Source organism: Bradyrhizobium sp. USDA 4454 (assembly GCF_054822705.1).
Window position 1 is genome coordinate 5,049,188 of the sequence record NZ_JBTRCN010000001.1, and the last position, 22,722, is coordinate 5,071,909.

A 22,722-nucleotide genomic window follows, 5' to 3' on the forward strand; every position below is an offset into this window, starting at 1 on the left:
GCGGCCACACCTGGACGCCAATCGACCGCTCCAGAGCGTTTTCGAGCGAAGCGGACCCCGGTTCGCGTGAAGAAAACGCGTCAAACAATCTGTAGCCGCGTTTCGGTTCACCGGAACGCGGCTCTAGACTGCGCGATTTTGTGTCGGCGAGCGGCCGCCGCCATCGGCGACCAGTACCGCTCCCGTGACGAAGGACGCCTCGTCGGACGCCAGGAACAGGCAGCATGCCGCGATGTCGGCGGGGTCGGCCATCCGTCCCAAGGCGATCCGTCGTTCGACGGCGCGAAACTCGCTCTCGGCCGTGGTGCCGTTCTGCTCGGCGAGCAACTGCATCTCTTGGGCGCTCATCGGCGTCCGCACCCAGCCGGGCGCGACCGCATTGGCACGGATGCCGTCGGCGCCGTGCGCATAGGCCAGCGAGCGTGTATAGGCGACGACGGCCGCCTTGCTGGCGGCGTAGCTTGCACTATCCGGGCTGGCATTGAACGCGGCAACGGAAGCGATGTTGACGATCGCGCCGCCGCGCTGCCGGAGCAGCGGCAGCGATGCGCGACAGACGCGCATCGTCCCGGTGAGGTTGACATCGAGCGTTTTGGCCCAGACCTCGTCAGAGACGCTTGCGGGCTGATCCGGCACGATCAAACCCGCCGCATTGACGACGACATCGAGCCGCGCGCCGCAGGCGGTGACGGCTTTCGCAACGTCGTCCGGACGCGTGACGTCGCCATGGATCGCCTGCCCGCCGCACTCGGCCGCAGCGGTTTGTAGCTCGGCGTCACCGAGGCCGAACAGCACGACGCGCGCGCCGCTCAGCGCCAGCAGCACGGCCGTGGCCCGGCCGATCCCGGTGGCCGCGCCGGCCACCAGCGCGGTCTTTCCGTCGAGCCGCGGCATCACAGCATGATCCGGAAATGTCGAAACCGGTGTTCCCTCGCGACAAATGCGGAACGGGTTTGCGCGGCGATCATGCTCATCTAGACCCCCATTGCCGTTCGACGGCGAATCCGGTTTCGGGCAAGGTCGAACCGCCATCGACCACGATGGTCTGCCCGGTGACGTATCTGGCTTCAACGGAAGCGAGGTAGAGCATCGCGCAAGCGATGTCGTCGGCGCTCCCCATGCGCCCCATCGGAATGAAGCGCTCGAGCTTGGCCTTGATCTCCGGCGCGCTCATGCTGCCGCGGCCGGGCTTCTCGATGAAGCCGGCCTCGACGCCATTGACCGTGATGCCGTCGCGCGCCAGCTCGAAGGCGGCGCCACGGATGAACGCGTTGACGCCGGCCTTTGCCGCCGAGTAATGCGCGCCGCCGCCCATCGCGACGCGCGCCGACACCGACGACGTCACGAGGATGCGCCCGAACCTGTTGGCGCGCATATGCGGACTGGCGGCCTGTGCGAGCCAGATGCTGGCGTTCAGGTTCAGCGCCAGCGTCTCGTCGAGCCTGGCTTCATCAATCTCCTCGAGCGAGGCCCACAGACAACCGCCGGCATTGTGCACGACGATGTCAAGCCGGCCGAACTTGCTGGCGACACCGTCGACCATCGCGCGCAAGCTGCCCCTATCGAGCCGGTCGAACGGAATGCAATGCGCCAACCGTCCATCGGCCGTGAGGCCACGCGCCAGCGCCTCGGCTACGTCAAGCGTCCGGTTGGCGATCACCACGATCGCGCCGGCCTGCGCGAGCCGCGTCACGATCGCGGCGCCGATCCCCCGGCCTCCGCCGGTGACGATGGCAACCCGGCCCTCAAGATCGAACGGAGGCGGCTGCATCAGATTGCTCCCGCGCCGCGCAGGAAATCGATGAATCGCGCCAACACCGCCGTATGCTTGTCGACGTCGCGCGCCGAGGTCGCCGGGCACGTCAGCAGCATGGTGTGGAACGGCGTCACCAGGATGCCCTCGTTCATGTAGAACGCATGCAGCAAGGTCTCGAGATCCGGTTGTCTCCCCGCAATGACGTCGGCGCCGTTGCGCGGGGGCTGCGGCATGAACATGATCTCCGCGCGGGCGCCGATCTGCGTGACGTGCCAGGGCAGACCGGCCGCTTCGATCAGCCGGCGTGCTTCCTGCGCGAGCCAGGTCGCGGTCTCGATCATCCGCTCGTAATTTGCAGAGGTCAGCACCTTCTCCAGCACCGCGCGCATGGTCGCGACCGTCAGCGCGTTGCCGGCCAGCGTGCCACCGAAGCCGAGATGCGCGGACTGCCGCGCGCGCGGATTGACGTGAGGCACGAGCTTCCACAGCCGCTCGGCGATCTCCTGGCTGAGCCCGAACACGCCGGCAGGGACGCCGCCCGCAATCGCCTTGCCCGCGACGAGAATGTCGGACTCCAGGCCATACGCCTGGCTGTAACCGCCCGGTCCGCAGGACAGTGTGTGGGTCTCGTCGATGATCAGCACGGTGCCGCTACGGCGGGTCAGGTCGCGCAACGCCTGGTGAAATCCGGGATCGACCGGGATCATGCCGAAATTCGTCATCAGCGGCTCGGTCAGCACGCAGGCGACGTCGCCATGCGCCAGCGCCGCCTCGAGGCCCGCGACATCGTTGAATTCGACGACGCGGCTCACGGCATCATGATCGATGCCGTTGGGATGGATCATGTTGCGCAGCCCGACGCGGCCGTCGCGGATCTCGACATGCGCCTCCTCGACGCCGCCATGATAGCAGCCGGAGAACACCAGCACCTTGCGCCGGCCGGTGATCATGCGCGAGATGCGGATCGCGGCGCGGTTGGCGTCGGTCGCCGACGTCGTCAGCGTCCAGTATTTCGGACCGAAGCGGCGCGACAGCTCGGCACCAACCCAGATGCTGTCCTCGGTCGGCAGCATCATGGTCGCGCCGCGCTTGAGCTGATTGAGCACCGCCTCCGTCACCGCCTCCGGCGCGTGCCCGCACATGCCGCCGGTGTCGCCAAGGCAGAAATCGATATAGTCGCGGCCGTCGATGTCTCTGATATGCGCGCCCAGCGCCTCCTCGACATAGACCGGGAAGCCGCCGGCCCAGCGCCGCATCCAGTGCGACGGGCCGCCATAGAGATAGTGCTGCCTGCCTTGCTGCCAAGCCGCGGCCGAGCGCGGATGCAGCGCGCGAAAACGCTCCTGCTCGGCATCGAGCAATCGGTTCAGAACGTCTGAGCGTTCGGCAGTTGCAGATGTCATAGCGCGATCCAGGCGGTCTTGAGGTCGGTATAGGCATCGAGCGCGTGCAGCGACTTGTCGCGTCCGAATCCGGATTGCTTGAAGCCGCCGAGCGGCACCGTGATGTCGGCGCCGCCATAGGCGTTGACGTGCACGACGCCGGCTCTAATGGCTCGCACCATGCGATGCGCCATCGAGAGGCTTTCGGTCCACACCGCGGACGCAAGTCCATAGGACGTCGCATTGGCAAGCGCGACAGCATCTTCCTCGCTGTCGAACCGGGTGACCGAGAGCACCGGGCCGAACACCTCCTCGCGCCACACCTCCATCGCCGGCGTCACCTCAGCGAGGATCGCGGGCGCCATGAAGTTGCCGCCGCTCTCGGCGCGAATCTGCTCGCCGCCAACCAGCCGCTTCGCGCCCTGCTCCTCCGCGCGGGCAACGGCGTCGAGATTCTTGCGTAGCTGTACCTTGCTCGCTACGGCACCGATGTCCGAGGTCAATTCGAGGGGATCGCCGACTTTGAGCCTCGCGGTGGCATCGAGCAATTCAGCCATGAAGCGATCGTAGACCTGCGACTGCACCAGCAGCCGCGAACCGGCGACGCAGACCTGGCCCGAATTCCGGAAGATGCCGTTCGCGGAGACCTTGGCCGCATGCTTGATGTCTGGCACATCGGCGAACACGATATTGGGCGATTTGCCGCCGAGCTCGAGATGCACGCGCTTCAGGTTCGACCGCGCCGCACCTTCCAGCAGCCGCCGCCCGACCGCGCCCGAGCCGGTGAAGGCGAGCACGTCGACATCCATATGTAGCGCAAGCGCCTCGCCGGCCGATGCGCCGCGGCCGGTGACGACGTTGAGCACGCCATCCGGCAAGCCCGCCTCGGTCGCGAGCTCGGCAAGCCGCAGCAGCGTCAGCGATGCGAGCTCCGGCGGCTTGACCACGACCGAATTTCCGGCGGCGAGTGCGGGACCGATCTTCCACGCTCCGATCATCAGCGGAAAATTCCACGGCACGATCACGCCGACGACGCCGAGGGGCTCGCGATGTACCAGCCCGAGCACGTCGCCTGAGGTCGGCGCGATCTCGCCATACACCTTGTCGATCGCCTCGGCGTAGTAGCGGATCGTGCCGGCCGCCGACAGCGGTTCGGCCTTGTAGGCCATGCCAATCTCGGTGCCATTGTCGCGGACGCCGAGCACCGCGATCTCGAGCGCGTGCCGCTCGATCAGCTCGGCGAACCGCAGCAGCACCTTCTTGCGCTGCGCCGGGGCCGCGCGCGACCAGCTGCCCTGCTCGAAGGCCTGCCGCGCATGCCTCACCGCGGCGTCGATATCGGCCGCATCGCCGTCGGCGATGGTCGTCAGCAGCTGGCCGTCGATCGGCGACACGACGTCAAGCCGCGCCTCGCCGACCGCCTGGGCAGGTTGGCCGCCAATGAAGAGCTGCTGGGCCGGAATAGCAGCCGAGCGGAGTTGATCGATCTGGGCTTGCTGCATGCGGGATCATTGTGACGGTGGCGAAAGCGACTCCCGACCGGGATCGCTGGCGTGATGCAATCCTCGCCAAATCAAGGCTTTGGCAGCAATCAACCGATAGGTGGATGTCACCGCAGCGAGCATCCCCATAGCGTGATCGCACGATGGCCGAACGCTCCCGCACGCTGGGTGCAAACCAACTCGTCCACATTCCTCACGCCGCTGGCGAGCCGAAGGTCATGCCCGAGATGACAGAGCCCCGCATTCTCCTGATCGGAACGGGAGACACCAAGGCCGACGAACTGCTGTTCATGAGCGAGTGCATCGCGCGTGCCGGCGGCAGAACCATCATGATGGACATCAGCGTGCTCGGTGATCCGCCGTACCAGCCGGCGCACGACAAGCACGCGGTGGCGGCCGCTGCGCAGACCACGATCGCGGCGGTCGCATCGAGTGGCGACGAGAATACCGCGATGTCGCTAATGGCGGTCGGCGCCACCAAACTCGCGCGCGAGCTCGCCGCGCGCGATGCCATCGACGGCGTGATCGCGATCGGCGGCACGATGGGAACCGATCTTGCGCTCGACGTCGCGCAGGCGCTGCCGCTCGGCCTGCCCAAGCTGATCGTCTCGACCGTCGCCTTCTCGCATTTGATTCCGCCCGAGCGCGTCGCCGCCGACCTGATGATGATCCTGTGGGCCGGCGGGCTCTACGGCCTCAACGGCACCTGCACGGCCGTGCTGTCGCAAGCCTGCGGCGCGATCGTCGGCGCCGCGAAGAGCGCGATCAAGCCTAGCCGGGACCGGCCGGTGGTCGCGATCACATCGCTTGGCAAGAGCTGCCTGCGCTACATGGTCGAGCTCAAGCCGCAGCTGGAGCGGCGCGGCTATGAGGTCGTCGTCTTTCACACCACCGGCATGGGCGGCCGCGCGATGGAATCGATCGCAGCCCAAGGCGGTTTTGCCGCCGTACTCGACCTCAGCCTGCAGGAGGTCGCCAATCAGCTCACTGGCTCGGTGGTGAATTCCGGCGCCGACAGGCTGGAGAATGCGGGCCGAGCCGGCATTCCGCAGATCGTTGCGCCCGGGGCGATCGACATGGTCGACTTTCCGGCATGGCTTGGCGTTCCAAAGGAGCTGTCGGATCGGCCGTTCCACGCGCATAACCGGCTGCTTGCGTCGGCGACCTCAGGGGCCGCCGATCGCCAGCGCATCGCCCGCGCGATCGCCGGGAAGCTGGCCCAGGCCAGCGCACCGGTTGCCTTCGTGCTGCCGGCCGGCGGCATCCAGCAATGGGACCGCGAGGGCGAGGCCCTGCACGATCCCGACGCCCTCGCCGCCTTTGTTGACGCGATGCGGTCGGCGGTCCAGCCGCCGGTGGAGTTGCATGAGATCAAGGATCACATCAACAGCGCCGCATTCAACGAAACGGTGCTCGCGATCTTCGACCGCTGGGTCGCGGCCGGCATTGTCCGCCCCGGCCGCACGACGGCGGCCGCATGATGAGGCCGCACGCCCAGGCGCTGGTGCTCGACTTCGGCGGGGTGATCTCGAAGACCCTGTTCGAGACCCATGACCTGACCGAGCGCACGCTCGGGCTCGCGCCATGCACGCTGAAATGGCTCGGACCATTCGCGCCCGACAGCGATCCGCTGTGGACGTCAATGCAGCGCGGCGAGATTTCGGAACGCGACTACTGGCTGACCCGCAGCCGCGAGGTCGGCCGCATGCTCGGCGAAGACTGGCACGACATGGAAACCTTCGTGAAACGGGTGCGCGGTGCCGATCCCGACACCGTGATCCGCCCCGAGGCGGTGCGCGCGATCGAGCTCGCTGCCGATGCCGGGTTGCGGCTCGCCATCCTGTCGAACGAGCTCGACCTGTTCTACGGCGCCGATTTCCGCAACCGTCTTTCGATCCTCAAGCGCTTCGAGACCATCGTCGACGCCACCCACACCGGGATCCTGAAACCCGATTCCCGCGCCTATCAAAGCGTGCTGGCCGAACTGGCGCTGGAGGCAGACAATTGCGTCTTCGTCGACGACCAGCGCCGCAACATCGCAGGCGCCGTTGCGTGCAACATGCGCACGGTGCTGTTTGATGTGCGCAACCCGGCCGCGTCCTACGGCGAGGCGCTGCGGCATTTCGGGCTGCAATTCGACTGAGCTAAATTGAGAACCAACATGCGCGACAGAAACTTCCTGGTTGAGAACAACGCCAAGCCGATCTGGCACCCGATGGCCCATCCCGCCGAGATGCGGGCGCAGCCGCCGCGGATCGTGATGCAGGGCGAAGGCGTCGAAGTTACCGACATTGACGGCAAGACCGTGATCGATGCGGTCGGCGGGTTGTGGAACGTCAATCTCGGCTACAGCTGCGATCCGATCAAGCAGGCGATATCAGACCAGCTCGGCGCGCTGCCATACTATTCGGGCTTCCGCGGCACCTCCAGCGGTCCTTCGATCGAGCTCGCCTACGAGCTCACCGAATGGTTCAAGCCTGAAGGCATGGTGCGCGCCTTCTTCACCTCGGGCGGATCGGACTCGGTCGAGACCGCGTTGCGCCTTGCCCGGCAATACTGGAAGATCAAGGGCCAGGCCGACCGTACCAAGTTCCTGGCGCTGAAGAAGGGCTATCACGGCACCCATTTCGGCGGCGCGTCCGTCAACGGCAACGCCAATTTCCGCCGCAACTATGAGCCGATGCTGCCGGGCGTGTTCCACATCCCGGCGCCGTCGACCTATCGCAATCCCTTCAACGAAACCGATCCCGCCAGGCTTGCGCAGCTCTGCGCGGCGGCGATGGAAGAAGAGATCGCGTTCCAGGGCGCCGACACCATCGCCGCCTTCATCATGGAGCCGGTGTTAGGTGCCGGCGGCGTGATCGTGCCGCCGGACAGCTTCATGAAACTAGCGCGTGAGATCTGCGATCGCCACGGCATCCTGATGATCGCCGACGAGGTCGTCACCGGCTTCGGACGCACCGGCGCATGGTCGGGCTCGCGGCTATGGGGCGTGAAGCCGGACATGATGACGATGGCCAAGGCGATCACCTCGGGCTATTTCCCGCTCGGCGCGACGCTGATCGGTGAAGCCGTCGCGGAAACCTTCGAGGCCGACACCACGACATTCGGCTCGATCGGCCATGGCTACACCTATTCGGGCCATCCGGTCGGCTGCGCTGCGGGCCTGGCGGCACTCGCCGAGACCCGCCGCCTCAAGCTCGACGAGAATGCCGCCGCGCGCGGCAAGGACCTCGCCCAGGCGCTGGCCACGCTGAAAGTAAAGCATGCGCTGGTCGGCGACGTCAGGGGCAAGGGCCTGATGGCCGCGCTCGAATTGGTCGCCGATCGCGACAGCAAGAAACCCGCCGACAAGAAGACGATGGCCAAGGTCGCCGACGCCGCCTACGAGGCGGGGGTGATGCTGCGGGTCTCCGGCAACAACCTCATCCTGTCCCCGCCGCTGATCCTCACGTCAGTCGACGTGAAGCGGATCGCCGAAGGAATTGACGCCGGCCTCTCAGCGGCCGGCTGACAAAGCGCTGACGCAGGCCATGGCGCGCTCGAACGGCGCGCCATCGGCCTTGTCGCGATCGAGGCAATCGGCCAGCGTCGCGGCCGACATGGTCTGAACGGTGCAGAAGATCCGCATGAAATCGGCCGCGAGCGCGATCTTGCGCGGCGCGGACTGGCGCTCCCAATCGCCGCTGCTCAGATAGAGCAAGGACGCATCATCAATGCTGCTTTCAGCCGCTGCGCCAGGCGCGGCAGGCGCTGTCGCCAGCAACGCCAGCAGCGCGCCGATGCGATACGTGCGGGCCTTCATTTCGTATCCCTGGCATTCACCATCGGCGGCACGTCGAGCGCGGGATTGCGATCGAAGAAGTTGAACGGCCGCAGCCGGAATCCATGCCACAGGCCGGGCATGACAGGCCAATCCTCGGCGCGCGGCACGTGGCGGAAGCCGACCGTGTACCACAGCACCAGGTCGCGGTCCTCGATCGGCCGCTTCGCCGCGGTCCATTTCGGCAGACCATCGACCTCGGCGTTTCCGTTCGGATACATGCCCGCGGCGTAGCGCTCGTCCCGGGCGTAGGCCGAGGTCCACAGCGTGTAGGCGCTGAAGCCGGCGCGCAGCTGGATCGGATCGTCCTTGGCCAGTAGCGAGACGTCGGAGTGGCCGGGCATGATCTGATAGCTGGTGCGGTAGCCTTGTTTGTTGGTCTTGCCCGCGCTCTCGATCCTGAACTGCGCCGCGTTCAGCGGCGTCGTGACCGGTCCTTCGGTCGTGACCGGCCTGGTGTCGACCTGCCAGAGGCTCTTGCGTTGGCCCTGCTCCAGCCGGCGGACATTGAAGCGGTCCTCGACCAGCCGGTTCGCGGTACCGTCGACGTCCATGTCGATCCGGAACGTCATGTAGTGATCGTGGTTGACCGCCAGCAGCCCTTCGTCGACCAGCGTTCCGTAGGCGGTATCCTGCGCGGCGGTCGGGTCGCTCAATGTCTTGCTCGCCACGCCCTTGGTGGCGTCGATGCCGTAGGCGCCGAGCCGGACATCGATGTTGCCGGCACGGTCGAACACGTAGTCGACCAGATAGTCGTAATTGCCGACCACCGGCGCCATCCGCACCACCAGCTCATTGTTCGGCCGCACCTCGGCCGTGTTGTTGATCAGCTCGCTGTGGCGCCAGATCGGATCGCCGGTCGGGCGCTCGAAGATGCAGACCGCGCCCTTGGAGACGACCGGATTGCCCTTGGTGTCCGAGATCGTCAGATCGAGATAATGCGCGCCTTCGGGACAGTCGATGCCGCGCTGCAATTCGCTGGACAGCACGCCGAAGCCGTACTCGCCGATATCCATATAGGCGCGGAACGACCAGGTCGGCGCCGGATCCATATAGGGCACAAACATCTCGCTCGCCGAGATCTGATAGGCGATATCGCGGAAGCTGCCGTGGTCGTCGTAGCGGATCAGCGACAGCACGGCGCCGACGCGCGGCTCGAGACGGACATGGAACGACCAATTGTCCCAGCGGACCTGGCCGCCCTCCACCTTCACATTGCTGCCCTCGGGCGCCATGATCTCGATCGGCTTCGGGGGCTTGCGGTATTTTCCGGAGTCGGCATAGGCGTGCGAGGGCGTCTGCGGCGGTGGCGGTACCACGCCGAGATCGGTCACCGACAGCACCGTCTTGCTCTTGAGATCGACCTGGGCGAACAGGTTCTCGATCGGCTTGCCCCAGAGATTGTTGGCGGCACCCGCGGTGTCGACACAGGGGACGTTGAGCAGCCGGCGGCCTTTCAGGGCCGGATCGGTGACCGGCCCGACCGTCAGCGGCAGGCACAGCACGTCCTTGAAATCGGTGATGCCGCGCTTGGCCATCGCGGCAATCCAGCGCGGGTCCTGCTTCGGCAGATCGCCGGCGGACATCAATTCGTCGATGGTTAGCGCCGCCTCATGATCCCTGATCTCCTCCCAGCCGACGAGGCTGCGCGCAGCGAGGTCGAGATGCGCCTCGTAGAGATGCCCGCCGCTCAACAGCGTCGCGCTGGCGCGGCGCGCGAACGGCTGTCCGGGCTTCCACGCCCGCACCTCGTTCTTGGGATCCTCCTCGACCGTCATCGAGACGACCCGCGTCGCATCGTCGAGCTTGCCGGCGCCGCGGAGGGTTTCGGAGACCGAGCGGATCTCGTCCGTCGTCAGCCCATCCATCGGGTGCGTCGCCGCCGCCTGCGGCCACATCCTGCGCTCGGCCTGCGCCGATGGCGGAGCCGCCAATGTCGCCGCGACCAGACCGGCCAACGCCCATCCGCCATGCCGGGATATCAGAGCCATCTCGCCCTCCACTCAAAGCCAGAACGCTCAGAATACAAGCAAAGGTGACGGCGTGAAGGCCCGCTTCATCCGGTAACCCGTTCTGATGTCGCCGGCAGGATCGCGGCCGTGGCCGGGCACGGCGCGGCCCGGTGGACATCGAGCAACCGCACGCCGAGACGGTCGCGCAAGGCCGGCCAGATGCCGCGCGGCGCCACGATCATCACGACGACGGCGATGAGGCCGAGCCCGACCAGGTACCAGCCGCCGGACAGGCCGAGCGGTCCGGTCATCAGCTCGCGCAGACCGAAGAAGATGATGACGCCGAGGATCGGGCCTTCCAGCGTTCCGATGCCGCCGATGATCACGATGAACATCATGTAGACCGACCAGTTGACATCGAACGCCGCCAGCGGCGCGATGAACAGATTGCCCATGAAGCTGAGCGCACCGGCAAGCCCGCATCCCGCCGCCGACAGCACGAAGGCGATGAAGCGGTTGTGGCGGACGTCGACGCCGACGCTCATCGCCGCAAGATCGTTGTCGCGCACGCTCATCAGCCCGAGCCCGAAGCTCGAGGTCATCATCTTGTAGAGCGCCGCGATGGTGACGAGCGTCAGGCCGCCGGCGAGCCAGAACATCGTCGGCTCGAACCAGTCGAAATCGATCAGCTTGCTGGTGGCGAGCGGCACGCCGGAGGTGCCGCCGACCGCCTGCGACTTCATCGTGAAGGCGCCGATGATCTCGGCGAACACCCACATCGCGATCGAGAAATAGGCGTCGCGCAGCCGAAACAGCGGAAACGCGATGATCGCCGCGACGGCGCCGGCGACCAGCGGCGCCACCGGCAGCACCCAGATCGGGGTGATCTCGAGCCAGCCCGAGATCAGGAACAGCGCATAGGCGCCGAAGGCGACGAAGACCTGATGGCCGAGCGACACCAGCCCGGCATAGCCCGCGAGCAGGTTCCACATCTGCGCCATCGTCAGCAGCAGCAGGCATTCGGTCGCGAGCCGCAGAAAGCCTTCGTTCAGCACGAAGGGCGCGCCGGCGATGACCGCAACCAGCACGATGCCAGAGACCAGGAGAATTGTCCGTGTCGGCATCGGCGTCACACCCTGCTCGACACGAGACCCGACGGGCGGATCAGCAGCATGATGAAGAACAGGAGATGCGCGTAGAGCAGCCCGGCATTCGGATCGATCTTCAGCCCGATCAGCTGCGCCATGCCGAGCGCGATGCCGCCAAGCAGCGCGCCCCAGAACGAGCCGAGCCCGCCGAGCACCACGACCTCGAAGGCGATCAGGAGCCGCTCGCCACCCGAGAACGGCGTGAAGCTCGAGCGCACCGCAAGCAGCACGCCGCCGATCGCGCCGAGCGCCAGCGACAGGCCCATCACATAATTATAGACCCGGTCGGGCTTGACCCCGGACAGCCGGACGATGTCGCGGCGGTCGGCGGTCGCGCGCACGATCCGCCCGAACTCGGTATGGCGCAGCACGAGTTGCAGCGCCATGAACAGCAATGCGGCGAGCACCAGCGTGAGCAGCGGCATGATGCCGATGTTGAGGCCGGCGACCTCGAGGCTGGCGCGGGACAGCTCGCCGACCTGGAGGCTGCGCACGTCCGCGCCGAAGATTTCCACCATCACATTGCGCAGGATCACCGACACGCCGAAGGTCAGCAATAGCGGCGACAGCGGATCGGGCGAGGTCACGACGCGGTTGACGATCACAGCCTGGTAGAGCCAGCCGACCGCAAAGGACAGTGCGATCACCGGGATCAGCATCAACAGCGGCGAGACCTGCGGAAACATATTGGACAGCAGCACCGCGCAGAACGCGCTCAGCACCATGAACTCGCCATGCGCGATGTTGACGACGCGCATCACGCCGAACACCAGCGCGAGCCCGATCCCGAGCAGGCCATAGAGCCCGCCCAACAGCACTCCGTTGATCAACGTCTCAACCCAGATCATCTTCGTTGCCAATCCTGGCTAGCTACCGAAATAGGCGTGGGTCAGCTGCTCCGGCTGCATTCCTTGCGCCGGGCCGGTCAGCGAGACCCGCCCCTTCAACAGGCAATAAATTCGCTCCGAGGTCGCGAGCGCGCGCTTGACGTCCTGCTCGACCAGCACGACGGCGGTGCCCTCGCGGCGGATATCGGCAAAGGAGCGATAGATCTGCTCGACCACGACAGGCGCGAGCCCGAGCGAGATCTCGTCGCACAGCAGCAACCGCGGGTTCGACATCAGCGCCCGGCCGATCGCCGCCATCTGCTGCTGACCGCCAGAGAGCTGACCGGGGAACATCCGCCGCCGCTCCTCAAGAATTGGGAACAGCTCGAACACCCGCCGCAAGGTCCAGCCGCCCTTGCGCCGATTGACGCTGCCCATCAAGAGGTTCTCCTCGATGGTCAGTGATTCGAACAGCAGCCGGCCCTCGGGCACCATGATGAGCCCGAGCCGCGACACGTCTTCGGCCGGCATCTGCGAGATGTCGACGCCGTCGAAATGCACCGCCCCGCGGCGCTCCTCGTTGAGCCCGACCAGCGCCTTCAGGAAGGTCGACTTGCCGGCGCCGTTGGCGCCGACCAGCGCCACCGCCTCGCCGTCCGCGACGGTGAAGTTCATGTCGAACACGGCTTGGAGATCGCCGTAGAAGATCTGCAGGCCGTTCACGTCAAGCAACGCCATCGGCCTTCAATCCCATGTAGATCTCGCGCACCACTGCGCTGTCCATGACGTCAGCTGGCGGTCCTTCCAGCACCTTGCGGCCGAAATCGAGCACCAGGATGCGATCCGACACCGCGCGCAGCGCGTGCGGAATGTGCTCGATCCAGATCATGGCATGGTCTTTTTTCACCGACTGGATGATCGCGACCAAGCGTTCGACCTCGGGCTCGGTCAGCCCGGCCGCGATCTCGTCGAGCAGGATCAGCTTGGGCTTCGAGGCCAGCGCTTTGGCGAATTCCAGCCGCTTGCGATCAATCAGCGGCAAGGCGCCGGCGAGCTTGCCCGCCTTGGCGTCGAGCCCGGTCCGCTGCAACACCTCCATGGTCCAGTCCGACGCCGCCTCGCCATAGAGACCCGCGCCGTAGGACGCTGCGACCAGCGCGTTCTCGTAGACGGAGAGGTGCGGGAATGGCTGCGGGATCTGGAACGCGCGCCCGAGCCCCATCCGCGCCCGGCGATGCGGCGGCAGCCCGGATATCTCGGTGTCGTCGAGCATGATCGACCCGCCGTCGGCCATGAGCAGGCCGACGATCAGGTTCAACAACGAGCTCTTGCCGGCGCCGTTGGGACCGATCACGCCGAGGCATTCGCCGCGCGCCAGCGCGAAGCTGACATTGTCGGCGACAACGATCTCGCCGAAGCGCTTGCAAAGCCTGCTGACGCGCAGAAGCGGTGCCATCTCAGGCCAGCTTGGAGAGCAGCTGGAGATCGGCCTGCTTCGGAATGAACGGCGCGGTGCCGTTGTGCACGATCAGCAGCTCGTATTTCGACTTGCCGCCCCTGGTCTTGCGCCACTGCCCGCCCGACAGCGAGGTCACCGCGACGTTCTTGATCGGCGTTCCCTTGAACTTCACCGGTCCGACCACCGTCTCCATATCGAGACCGGCGATGGCATCGCGCAGCGAATTCCTGTCCTTCGGGTCGCTGTTCTGCAATGCGGCGAGCGCAACTTCCCACAAGGCGTGGGCATAACCTATCGGCTGAGTCCATTGCTTGCCGGTCGTTTTCTCCCATTCCGCGGCCAGTTCGGCGGCGCTCTGCCCGGTCAGCGACGATTTGAACGGATAGGCCGGTGTCCACCACACTTCGGTGGACATGCCGTCGCCGCGATCGCCGAGTGCATTCACCGCACTCGGAAACAGGAACGCTGCCGCCACGGTGCAGATCTGCGGCTTGAAGCCAGCCTGGGCCGCCTGATTCCACAGCGTCACCCAGTGATTGCCGTAGGTGAAGCCGGACACGATGTCGACGCCGCTGTTCTTGAACGACGACACCTGATTGGTGAAATCGTCGGTCGCAATCTGGAATTTGCCGGCGGAGAATTCCTGGTAGCCCGCAGCCGTGATGCCGCCGGGCAGACCGACCTTCGAGTCGGAGAACGCCTGGCCGGCGGGATTGTCGATATAGAGCGTGCCGACCTTCTTGTTGGTGTCGACCGACTGCCACATGCCGAGGAAATTCTTCACGACGTCATCGGCGCCCCAGAAGAAGTGATAGCTGTAGGGGAAGCCCTTGTCGGGCGTCGACTTGCGCGGAAACATCCAGCCTTGCCACGGCACCATGGTCGAAATCGATGGAATGCCGCGGGCGTCGGCGAGCTCCTGCACCGGTGCCTGCGCGTCGCCGTCCTCGATCAGGATCAGGTCGCATTTCTCCCGCAGCACCAGTTCGCTCGCGACCACCGACGAGCGGTTGGGGTCGGACTGATTGTCCTTGAAAACAAACTCGACCTGCCAGGTCTTGCCGCCGATCTTCAGGCCGTCCTTCAGCCGCGCCTTGATGCGTTCATGGATCCAGGTGTCGGGCTCGGCGAAAGGTGCTCGGACGCCGGAGAGGCACCCGACCCAGCCGATCTTGATCGTATTGCCGGCGGCCCGCGCGACGTTGACCAGCGGCACGTTGATCGCCGATGCGAGGCAGGTGGCACCGGCCGCCTTCAGCAGCGCGCGCCGGTTGAACGCGCCAGCTCCCTTGCCGTTCTTTGTCTCAGTCATGTCCCTCTCCCTCCACAACCAATAATGAAACCATCCGAGCACTGACCTACGCCGCTGAGCGTCGAATTGCGTTACGGTTCACCGCGGCAAATTTGCACAAGGTGTTCTCGATGATCTGGCGCGGGATGCCGCGCACGATGAAGACCAGCCGCGAGCGCCGGTCTGCCGACGGCCAGCCGCCAAGCGTGATCGGCGGATGGAACACGTGCTGCACGCCGTGCACCACCAAGGGCGCATCGGGCTGCTCGGCGACATGCACGATCGCCTTGAAGCGCAGCAGGTCCTCGCCCTTGAGGGCTGCGACATAGTCGAGCCAACGCAGGAACGCCTCGCGCTGGATCGGCTCGTCGATCATAAGGCTGTAGGACGACACGCCTGCGTCGTGCGCATGGTGGCTGTGGTGCCCGCAATCCTCGCCATCGCAATGGTGATCGGCGTGATCGTGCGGTGCGTTCGCCGCCTGCGCCGCCAGGTCGAACCAGCTGACGACATCGGCCGACCGCGCCGCCGGATCGAACAGCCCGGCATCGAGAACCGCGGCCGGATCGACGATCCCGTCCCGCACATGCGCGCGCGTTGCGACCGGATTGATTGCAGCAAGCCGCGCGTCGAGCCGCGCCAGCGCATCCTCGGCGGCAAGATCGGTCTTGGTCACCAGCAGCCGGTCGGCAACCGCGATCTGCCTGACGGCCTCGTCATGTGCCTTAAGCGTATGCGCGCCGTTGACGGCATCGACGGTCGCGACCACGCCGTCGATCCGGTAGCGGCGGACGATGTCGGGCGCCGTCATCAGCGTGTGCAGCACCGGCACGGGATCGGCGAGCCCGGTGGTCTCGACCAGCACGCGGTGGAACGGCCGGATCGTACCATCAGCGCGGCGGGCGGCGAGATCGGCCAGCGTCTCGATGAGGTCCTCGCGGACCGAGCAGCAGATGCAGCCATTGTCGAGCAACGCCAGGCGATCCTCGCTGCTCTCGACCAGGAGATGATCCAGCGCTACCTCGCCGAACTCGTTGATGATGGCGACGACGCCATTGAGCTCCTTCTGGCGCAGCAGATGGTTCAACACCGTGGTCTTGCCGCTGCCGAGGAAGCCGGTGAGCACCGTGACGGGTATCTGATCCACCGCTGTCATCACGCGCCCCGCTGGTAGACCTTGCGGCCCTCGAAGAAGGTCATTTCGACCCGCGTATCGGCAAGTTGATCCGGCGGGATGTCGAAGATCATCTGGTCGAGCACGATCAAATCGGCCGATTTGCCTACCTCGATCGAGCCGATCGTCTGGCCGAGCCCGGCCGCGCGCGCGGCGTCGATGGTGTAGATGTCGATCACGGTGGCGAGATCGAGCGCCTGCTCGGCCCACAGCGACTTGCCGGGAAAATCGCCGGTAGGATTTTGTCTTGTCACCATGCCCTCGATGCCCTGCCAGGGATCGGGGATCGGGATGACAGGCCAGTCGGAGCCGCCCGCCATCAGTGCGCCGGCCTCCTTGAGGTCTCTGTTCGGCCAGAAGCGCTGCGCACGCTCCTCGCCCATCGCGGCCTTATGCGCCTCGAGAAAGATTGTCGGATACCAGATGATCGGCGACAGATCGGCCGCGACGCCGAGCTCGGCGAAGCGCTTGATGTCGTCGGGCGCGATATAGCTCGCATGCGCGATCTGGTGAATCAGATGGGTCGGGCCGTTGAAGCTGCGCACGACGTCGATGGCATCGAGCGCCTGCGTCACCGCGGCATCTCCGGCGCAATGGATCTTGGCGGCCAGGCCGAGCTTCTCGCAGCGGCCGAGCCAGCGGATCAGGTCCGGCACGGTGAGCATGGTGGCGCCGCGGAAGCAGCAGCCGCGCACGGGATCGGCGGCATACGGCTCGTGGAAGGCCGCGGTCTTGGCGCCCGGCACGCCGTCGAGGAACACCTTCACATAGTCGGGCTTCACATGCGCGCCGCGGTAATCCTCGCGCAGCGCAAACAGCTCCTCGCCGGCCTTGCCGAACATGAAGCCCGGTTCGACCACCGGCATCGCGCAAACCGCCCAGGCGGTGAGCTCGCCGCGGTCGTCGAGCCCCTTCAGCGCCGCCATGATCGGCTGCATGCTGGCGGCGTCGATGAAGGCGGTGACACCATAGGCATTCAGCACCGAGATCGAACGGGCCACCGCCGCGCGGTCCATCTCGGCGGTGTAGTGACCGGAGGCCGCGAGCGCCCGCTCGACCAGGCCCGAGGCGGCCTCGATCATGATCCCGGTCAAGGTCCCGGTCTTGAGGTCGCGGCCGATCTCGCCGTCGGTTGGATCAGGGCTGTCGGCTTGCACACCGGCGAGCCGCAGCGCCGCCGAGCTTGCCCAGCGATTGTGATAGGTGTCGTCGCGCAGCACGACGGGATGCCCGAGACAAGCTGCATCGAGCAGCGCGCAGGACTCCGCGGTGTTCATCTCGTTCAGCAGATTGTTGCCGAACTGCCCGCCGACGATCCAGGCGCCGGGCTTGGCCGCCGACGCAGCCTTGTGCAGGGTTTCGGCGATCCCTGGGATGCTGTCGGCGTTGGAGAAGCGCAGCTCGTACAGATCGGCCTGCCCGCCCATCATGATGTGATTGTGGATGTCGACGATCCCCGGCATCGCCATGCAGCCGTCGAGATCGACCGTCGCGGTCCCCTCGCCGATCAGTGTCGCGACGTCGCGCTGCTCGCCCACGGCGATGAACCGGCCGGCCTTGACGGCCGCGCAGCTCGCCCAGGGCTGCGCCCGGTTCGACGTGTAGATCCGGCCGTTGCGGAAGACCGTGTCGGCGAATGTCCTGGTCATGCGGATCAACTTCTCGATTGGATAAGCCTGTGGCGCGCAACTTGCGGTGCACGGCAGCCGACCGCGCACGACACCAGCGTGACGCCAAAGGTTCGGCATGTCGGCATTTGGAACAATCCACCGTCCGGTGGATGCTCCGCCGCCTCCCCGCAAGGGCTGCGCTATGGCGAATTGCCTGCCTCCGCGGGGGCGCACTGCCAAAACATGGAAAACAACCCCATGCAAAGGAGCCGGCGGCGTGCCGGCACTCGACATGGCGACTTGACATGTCGGGCAAATCAGCGGTACTGTTCTATTAATCCGAAATTGTGCGGCGCGCCTCAGAACCCCAGCGCCAGCCCGTCCTTGCGGTGGTCGGAGGCGCCGAACAGGACGCCGCGGGCGTGGTCGATGCGGATCGCCTGACAGCCGCCGATCGGTTCCTCGGAAAACCGCGCATCGTGACCACGGGCGCGCATCTCGTCCCGGATATCAGGCGAAATCGTCGTCTCCAGCGACAGCGCGCCGTCGATCCCGGTCATCTGCGGCTCGACCACGCCCGTACCGCGACCGCCGCGACCGCTGCATCGACAGCGTGGCCACCGGCCTTCAGCATCTCGACCGCGGCCAGCGTCGCCTGCGGGTGCGAGGTTGCAGCCATGCCGCGCTCGGCAACCGCCACCGATCGGCCGACGGCCATGAAATCACGCATGTCGAATCCTTCAATGTCTGCGACGGCGGTCGCTCGCCAACATTGTCGAATACGACACCGGTCTTTGCGGGATTCTCCGCCGGCGTGGGCGGCGGCAGCAATCCACCGTACGGTGGATCGGGTGGCAAAACGTAGCTTGACGCCTTTCCACCGCCGTCATTCCCCAGGCGCAATTGCGCACCGGGGAATGATGGGGAGAGACAAGTTAACCCGACGGATATTGCGGAATGCCGTGTCGCGAGAACGTGGATATATGGTTCACCGGTCGTGCCACACACTCAACGTCGTCCCGGCGAAGGCCGGGACCCATTACCACGAAGGCGAATAGTTGCGCGGCACGAGTGGCCACAGCGTTCTTCAACAACACAACCCTGTGGTTATGGGTCCCGACCTTCGCCGGGATGACGTGTGGAGAGAGCGGTGGACTCTCGCCCCTAATGCGGCCGCGACATCAGGGCCACGACGGCCGAGCGGGTCTCGACGCCGAGCTTCTCGAAGATGTGGATCAGGTGGGTCTTCACCGTGGCCAGACCGATGTTCAGGCACTCGCCGATCTCGCGGTTGGTGCGGCCACAGCACAAGAGCTCGACGACTTCCATCTCGCGCGAGGTCAGGCCGTAGCGCGCCGGCTCGTCGGCATTCGACGACAGCCGGCTGGTCAGGTTGAATTCGAGATAGTCGTGGATCTTTTCCGCGATGTTCATGCTGCCATCTGGGATGGTGCAGCCCGGCGCCCATAGCACGCTCATGCCGGCGACGATCCGGTCGTTGCGGCGGAAGAAGAACTCGATCATGTCGGCGACGCCGCATTGCCCGGCGAAGGCGCGGTAGGTCGCAGCCTCCTGGGTTGCGCATTGATTGAGCGCCACGCTCAGCCGCGCGATCGGCCGGTTGCTGGCGGAACGCGGATGCAACGGATCGAGCCGGTTCATGCCGGCCAGATACTGGTCGTGGAAACTCGGCGGCACGTTGCTGGACAGCACGAAGCGGTTGAGGGTCAGATTGCCGTCGACCTCGTAGAACGCCGTCGCCGACCCCTCGAGAATCCCGCGCGCGAACTGAATGGCTTGCGTGGTTGCCGGATCCGGTCGGCCCAGAAGCGCGATCATGACCTACCTCCCGATGTTTCCCGATGGCGAACGTCTGCGCGTCGCATGCCCGTCACGCTGAGGCAGCCGCAGGGCATAGTCAAGCAAATTGCGGGCCAAGCGCACATCCGGAAGCGGTTACGCCAGGGTAACCCGACGGCCCCTCCACCATCCGGTTGATTGCGAGCGGCGTGGCGCATGCGGAACTTCGCACGTCTCCCAATGGCATCGCTGGATCAACAATGAATTCGCGTCGCATCATGGCCGCCTTCCCATCAGCGGCCGACGAACAGGTCACGCTGGCCAACTGGCGTCAGCATCCGTTCAACGAGTGGGCATTCCGCAATGTCCGCGAACTGCTGCCGACCGCGAACATCGCGCGCGGCGCAACAGCATCAGTGTCTCCTGCGCTGCTGTCCTTCGCGCCGCGCTATCTCGACGATGTCAGCTTCGCCGGCCCGCGCGGCGAGACGATCGGCGTCGGCGCGGCGCTGCGCGCGAGCCACACCGACGGCATCGTGGTGTCGCATCGCGGACAGGTCGCGTTCGAATGGTATGCCCACGGCCTGACGCCGGATACGCCGCACCTGATCTTCTCGGTCAGCAAGTCGGTCGCCGGCACGCTGGGCGGCATCCTGACCGATCACGGCAGGCTCGATCCCGACGCGCCGGTGACGCGCTACATCCCCGAGATGGAAGGATCGGTGTACGGCGGCAGCTGCACGGTGCGGCATCTGCTCGACATGAGCGTCGGCATTCGCTTCGACGAGGACTACATGGCGCGCGACGGCGACATCATGAACTACCGGCGCTCGACCGGCTGGGAGCCGCCGGATCCGGCGATTCCGCCGAGCAATCTGCGCGCCTATCTGCGCACGCTGCGGCCGAACGGCGCGCCGCATGGCCAGACCTTCCACTACGTCTCGACCAACACCGACGTGCTCGGCTGGGTCTATGAGCGCGCCTGCGGCATGTCCTATGCAAAGATCGTGTCGCACTATCTATGGCAGCCGATGGGCGCCGAGCACGACGCCTACATCACGGTCGATTCGCGCGGCGCGGCGCGCGTCGCCGGCGGCATCTGCGCGACGCTGCGCGACCTCGTCCGGTTCGGCGAGATGATGCGCAATCACGGCATCAGCAACGGCCGACAGGTGGTCCCCAGCTGGTGGGTCGACGACATCAGGCAAAACGGCAATGCCGAGGCCTGGTCGCGCGGCGACCTGACCAAGGTGTTCCCGAACGGCAATTACCGCAGCAAATGGTACACGCTCGACCGGCGCGAAACGCCGTTTGCCGCGGTCGGCATCCACGGCCAGTGGATCCATATCGATCCGGCCAGCGAGATCGTGATCGCGCGCGTCTCCTCGCAGCCGCTGCCGATGGACCTCGATCTCGATCACATGTGGATGCGCGGCTACCGCGCGATTGCGGCCAGACTTGCCGGCAAGGCCTGAACGGTTGCGGCAGGGCAATACAACCAGCCGGCCGCGACGCGCAAAGCGTTGAAAGACATCGTGCGCGCGCCGGTGCCGCTGTTCTGGAACGTCGACAAGATCGTTGACGGCGCGCTAGTCGATCGGCGGCCGTTTCGTGTGCCAGTCCGTCACCGACTGGAATGCGGCCCCGGCGCGGACCAGCACGTCCTCGGACAGATGCGGCCCGACCAGCTGCATGCTGAGCGGCATCTGGTCGGACGCCATGCCCATCGGCAGCGTGATGGTCGGGCTGCCCGAGAAGTCGAACACCGCCGTGAAGCGCAGGATGTTCAGCAGCACGGTCGGGTCGGCGCCGTATTCGCTCATCTTGCCGAGCGTCGGGATCGGCACCGGCATGGTCGGGATCAGCAGCAGATCGATATCCTCGAACATCGCGGCTAGGCTGCCTGCGAACTTCAGCCGCTCATGATGGATCGCGGCAATATCGACACCGCCGGTTGCCCTGCCCTGCTCGATCAGCTGGGCGAGGTCGGGCCCGTAGTCCGACTTGCGCGACGGATAAGTGTCGAGATGCGCCTCCGCCGTTTCCACCGAGCACATCGCAATCCACTGGCTGACCAGCTTCTGATAGGGCGGGAAATGTATCTCGCGGATCTCGGCGCCGAGAGCGGCGAGCGTGCGCTCGGCTTGCACCAAAGCACCGACAACCTGCCGATCGATGCCCTCCTGGGTGTACCTGCGATCGACGCCGATCTTCAGCCCCCTGATGCCGTCGCCGATGCCTGCCAGATAGTTCGGCACCGGCGCCCGCAGCGCGGTCGGATCGTTGGCGTCGGCGCCCGCGATGACGCCGAGCATCGCTCCGGCATCCGCAGCGCTGCGGCACATCGGCCCGACGTGATCGAGCGAGTCTGCCAGCGGGAAGACGCCGTGCCGGCTGACGCGGCCCCAGGTCGGCTTGATGCCGGTCAAGCCGCAGGTTGCTGACGGAAACCGGATCGAGCCGCCGGTGTCGCTGCCGATCGAACCGAAGCAAAGCCCCGCCGACGTCGCGACGCCCGATCCGGTCGACGACGAGCCGACCCAATAGTTCACATTCCACGGATTGAGCGGGGCCTGAACGGCGGGATGGTGACTGGTATAGGCCCCCTCCGTCATCTTCAGCTTGCCGAGCGTCACCGCACCGGCAATCTCGAGCCGGTCCACGATCGTGGCGTTGAACGACGGCACGAATTTCGCGTGGATCGTGGTGCCGGCCGCGGTCGGCGCAAACGTCGTGTAGCAGAGATCTTTCAGCCCGATCGGAACGCCGTGCAGCGGCCCGCGCCAGATGCCCCTGGCGATCTCGGCATCGTACTGCTTCGCCTGGGCCATGGCCCGCTCCGCAAGGACGTGCGCGTAGCCGTGAAACTGTCCATCCAATTTGGCGATCCGGCTCAGCATCGCCTCCGTGATCTCCGAAGACCTGGCCTCGCCGCGCTGGATCAGCCCGGAAATCTCGGTGATTGACTTGTAGTGCAATGGATCTGCCGACATGTCGC

The 22,722-nt window shown here is 65.9% G+C and carries 19 protein-coding genes and 1 pseudogene; 4 read left to right on the forward strand and 16 right to left on the reverse strand.

Going from position 1 to position 22,722, the window contains the following annotated elements; all coding sequences use genetic code 11:
- Positions 1-123 precede the first annotated feature (123 nt).
- The 4 genes from ACVIW0_RS23625 to ACVIW0_RS23640 form a co-directional block, all read right to left on the reverse strand.
- A complete protein-coding gene (locus ACVIW0_RS23625) occupies positions 124-894 on the reverse strand; it encodes an SDR family NAD(P)-dependent oxidoreductase (RefSeq protein WP_461354520.1) in 771 nt (256 codons plus the stop codon).
- Positions 895-970: 76 nt separating this feature from the next.
- Positions 971-1,771, reverse strand: coding sequence for an SDR family NAD(P)-dependent oxidoreductase (locus tag ACVIW0_RS23630; RefSeq protein ID WP_461354521.1), 801 nt, complete (start codon positions 1,769-1,771; stop codon positions 971-973).
- Positions 1,771-3,159: a transaminase gene (locus ACVIW0_RS23635; RefSeq protein ID WP_461354522.1), complete on the reverse strand. Its 1,389-nt coding sequence runs from the start codon at positions 3,157-3,159 to the stop codon at positions 1,771-1,773. The genes ACVIW0_RS23630 and ACVIW0_RS23635 overlap by 1 nt, the downstream gene beginning before the upstream one ends.
- Positions 3,156-4,640 carry an aldehyde dehydrogenase gene (locus ACVIW0_RS23640; protein ID WP_461354523.1) on the reverse strand — a complete coding sequence of 495 codons (1,485 nt, stop codon included), beginning with the start codon at positions 4,638-4,640 and terminating at the stop codon, positions 3,156-3,158. Before ACVIW0_RS23640 ends, ACVIW0_RS23635 begins: the two co-directional genes overlap by 4 nt.
- Before the next feature lie 218 nt (positions 4,641-4,858).
- Between ACVIW0_RS23640 and ACVIW0_RS23645 the strand changes: the two genes are divergently transcribed.
- From ACVIW0_RS23645 to ACVIW0_RS23655, 3 genes are read left to right on the forward strand one after another with little or no spacing between them, the layout of a single operon-like run.
- A complete protein-coding gene (locus tag ACVIW0_RS23645) occupies positions 4,859-6,121 on the forward strand; it encodes a Tm-1-like ATP-binding domain-containing protein (RefSeq protein WP_461354524.1) in 1,263 nt (420 codons plus the stop codon).
- Entirely contained in the window at positions 6,118-6,783 is a 666-nt protein-coding gene (locus ACVIW0_RS23650) for an HAD family hydrolase (RefSeq protein WP_461354525.1), read from the forward strand. The genes ACVIW0_RS23645 and ACVIW0_RS23650 overlap by 4 nt, the downstream gene beginning before the upstream one ends.
- A gap of 18 nt (positions 6,784-6,801) precedes the next feature.
- Positions 6,802-8,154, forward strand: a complete 1,353-nt coding sequence (locus tag ACVIW0_RS23655; RefSeq protein WP_461354526.1) for an aminotransferase class III-fold pyridoxal phosphate-dependent enzyme — start codon at positions 6,802-6,804, stop codon at positions 8,152-8,154.
- On the opposite strand, the gene ACVIW0_RS23660 is transcribed toward ACVIW0_RS23655, so the two are convergent.
- The 11 genes and pseudogenes from ACVIW0_RS23660 to ACVIW0_RS23710 all read right to left on the reverse strand — a co-directional run bounded on the left by ACVIW0_RS23660 (position 8,140) and on the right by ACVIW0_RS23710 (position 19,763).
- Entirely contained in the window at positions 8,140-8,445 is a 306-nt protein-coding gene (locus ACVIW0_RS23660; protein ID WP_461354527.1) for a hypothetical protein, read from the reverse strand. The genes ACVIW0_RS23655 and ACVIW0_RS23660 overlap by 15 nt on opposite strands.
- On the reverse strand, positions 8,442-10,454 hold the full coding sequence (locus ACVIW0_RS23665; protein WP_461354528.1) for a copper amine oxidase: 2,013 nt from the start codon (positions 10,452-10,454) through the stop codon (positions 8,442-8,444). The genes ACVIW0_RS23660 and ACVIW0_RS23665 overlap by 4 nt, the downstream gene beginning before the upstream one ends.
- Positions 10,455-10,519: 65 nt before the next feature.
- The gene (locus ACVIW0_RS23670; RefSeq protein WP_461354529.1) at positions 10,520-11,539 is read right to left on the reverse strand and encodes a branched-chain amino acid ABC transporter permease; all 1,020 of its coding nucleotides are present in this window, start codon (positions 11,537-11,539) and stop codon (positions 10,520-10,522) included.
- Between the two features lie 5 nt (positions 11,540-11,544).
- Entirely contained in the window at positions 11,545-12,411 is an 867-nt protein-coding gene (locus ACVIW0_RS23675) for a branched-chain amino acid ABC transporter permease (RefSeq protein WP_461354530.1), read from the reverse strand.
- 18 nt (positions 12,412-12,429) lie between these two features.
- Positions 12,430-13,128: an ABC transporter ATP-binding protein gene (locus ACVIW0_RS23680; RefSeq protein WP_461354531.1), complete on the reverse strand. Its 699-nt coding sequence runs from the start codon at positions 13,126-13,128 to the stop codon at positions 12,430-12,432.
- Complete coding sequence (locus ACVIW0_RS23685) at positions 13,115-13,846, reverse strand: ABC transporter ATP-binding protein (protein ID WP_461354532.1); 732 nt, start codon at positions 13,844-13,846, stop codon at positions 13,115-13,117. Before ACVIW0_RS23685 ends, ACVIW0_RS23680 begins: the two co-directional genes overlap by 14 nt.
- Position 13,847: 1 nt before the next feature.
- Positions 13,848-15,161 carry an ABC transporter substrate-binding protein gene (locus tag ACVIW0_RS23690; RefSeq protein WP_461354533.1) on the reverse strand — a complete coding sequence of 438 codons (1,314 nt, stop codon included), beginning with the start codon at positions 15,159-15,161 and terminating at the stop codon, positions 13,848-13,850.
- 46 nt (positions 15,162-15,207) lie between these two features.
- Positions 15,208-16,296, reverse strand: coding sequence for a CobW family GTP-binding protein (locus ACVIW0_RS23695; RefSeq protein WP_461354534.1), 1,089 nt, complete (start codon positions 16,294-16,296; stop codon positions 15,208-15,210).
- Positions 16,296-17,963 (reverse strand): amidohydrolase, encoded by a 1,668-nt coding sequence (locus tag ACVIW0_RS23700; RefSeq protein ID WP_461354535.1) that lies wholly within the window; start codon positions 17,961-17,963, stop codon positions 16,296-16,298. The genes ACVIW0_RS23695 and ACVIW0_RS23700 overlap by 1 nt, the downstream gene beginning before the upstream one ends.
- 320 nt (positions 17,964-18,283) lie before the next feature.
- Positions 18,284-18,654: pseudogene (locus ACVIW0_RS23705) on the reverse strand (gamma-glutamyltransferase).
- 434 nt (positions 18,655-19,088) lie between these two features.
- Positions 19,089-19,763 carry a helix-turn-helix transcriptional regulator gene (locus ACVIW0_RS23710; RefSeq protein ID WP_461354536.1) on the reverse strand — a complete coding sequence of 225 codons (675 nt, stop codon included), beginning with the start codon at positions 19,761-19,763 and terminating at the stop codon, positions 19,089-19,091.
- 221 nt (positions 19,764-19,984) lie between these two features.
- On the opposite strand from ACVIW0_RS23710, the gene ACVIW0_RS23715 reads away from it, so the two are divergent.
- Positions 19,985-21,199, forward strand: a complete 1,215-nt coding sequence (locus tag ACVIW0_RS23715; protein WP_461354537.1) for a serine hydrolase domain-containing protein — start codon at positions 19,985-19,987, stop codon at positions 21,197-21,199.
- A 114-nt stretch (positions 21,200-21,313) separates the two neighbouring features.
- On the opposite strand, the gene ACVIW0_RS23720 is transcribed toward ACVIW0_RS23715, so the two are convergent.
- Entirely contained in the window at positions 21,314-22,717 is a 1,404-nt protein-coding gene (locus ACVIW0_RS23720) for an amidase (protein ID WP_461354538.1), read from the reverse strand.
- Between the last annotated feature and the right edge of the window lie 5 nt (positions 22,718-22,722).

Bases quoted from the DNA above. Each gene is read 5' to 3' on its own strand.
- ACVIW0_RS23625 (WP_461354520.1), bottom strand. From the start codon at position 894: ATGCCGCGGCTCGACGGAAAGACCGCGCTGGTGGCCGGCGCGGCCACC.
- ACVIW0_RS23630 (WP_461354521.1), bottom strand. From the start codon at position 1,771: ATGCAGCCGCCTCCGTTCGATCTTGAGGGCCGGGTTGCCATCGTCACC.
- ACVIW0_RS23635 (WP_461354522.1), bottom strand. From the start codon at position 3,159: ATGACATCTGCAACTGCCGAACGCTCAGACGTTCTGAACCGATTGCTC.
- ACVIW0_RS23640 (WP_461354523.1), bottom strand. From the start codon at position 4,640: ATGCAGCAAGCCCAGATCGATCAACTCCGCTCGGCTGCTATTCCGGCC.
- ACVIW0_RS23645 (WP_461354524.1), top strand. From the start codon at position 4,859: ATGCCCGAGATGACAGAGCCCCGCATTCTCCTGATCGGAACGGGAGAC.
- ACVIW0_RS23650 (WP_461354525.1), top strand. From the start codon at position 6,118: ATGATGAGGCCGCACGCCCAGGCGCTGGTGCTCGACTTCGGCGGGGTG.
- ACVIW0_RS23655 (WP_461354526.1), top strand. From the start codon at position 6,802: ATGCGCGACAGAAACTTCCTGGTTGAGAACAACGCCAAGCCGATCTGG.
- ACVIW0_RS23660 (WP_461354527.1), bottom strand. From the start codon at position 8,445: ATGAAGGCCCGCACGTATCGCATCGGCGCGCTGCTGGCGTTGCTGGCG.
- ACVIW0_RS23665 (WP_461354528.1), bottom strand. From the start codon at position 10,454: ATGGCTCTGATATCCCGGCATGGCGGATGGGCGTTGGCCGGTCTGGTC.
- ACVIW0_RS23670 (WP_461354529.1), bottom strand. From the start codon at position 11,539: ATGCCGACACGGACAATTCTCCTGGTCTCTGGCATCGTGCTGGTTGCG.
- ACVIW0_RS23675 (WP_461354530.1), bottom strand. From the start codon at position 12,411: ATGATCTGGGTTGAGACGTTGATCAACGGAGTGCTGTTGGGCGGGCTC.
- ACVIW0_RS23680 (WP_461354531.1), bottom strand. From the start codon at position 13,128: ATGGCGTTGCTTGACGTGAACGGCCTGCAGATCTTCTACGGCGATCTC.
- ACVIW0_RS23685 (WP_461354532.1), bottom strand. From the start codon at position 13,846: ATGGCACCGCTTCTGCGCGTCAGCAGGCTTTGCAAGCGCTTCGGCGAG.
- ACVIW0_RS23690 (WP_461354533.1), bottom strand. From the start codon at position 15,161: ATGACTGAGACAAAGAACGGCAAGGGAGCTGGCGCGTTCAACCGGCGC.
- ACVIW0_RS23695 (WP_461354534.1), bottom strand. From the start codon at position 16,296: ATGACAGCGGTGGATCAGATACCCGTCACGGTGCTCACCGGCTTCCTC.
- ACVIW0_RS23700 (WP_461354535.1), bottom strand. From the start codon at position 17,963: ATGACCAGGACATTCGCCGACACGGTCTTCCGCAACGGCCGGATCTAC.
- ACVIW0_RS23710 (WP_461354536.1), bottom strand. From the start codon at position 19,763: ATGATCGCGCTTCTGGGCCGACCGGATCCGGCAACCACGCAAGCCATT.
- ACVIW0_RS23715 (WP_461354537.1), top strand. From the start codon at position 19,985: ATGAATTCGCGTCGCATCATGGCCGCCTTCCCATCAGCGGCCGACGAA.
- ACVIW0_RS23720 (WP_461354538.1), bottom strand. From the start codon at position 22,717: ATGTCGGCAGATCCATTGCACTACAAGTCAATCACCGAGATTTCCGGG.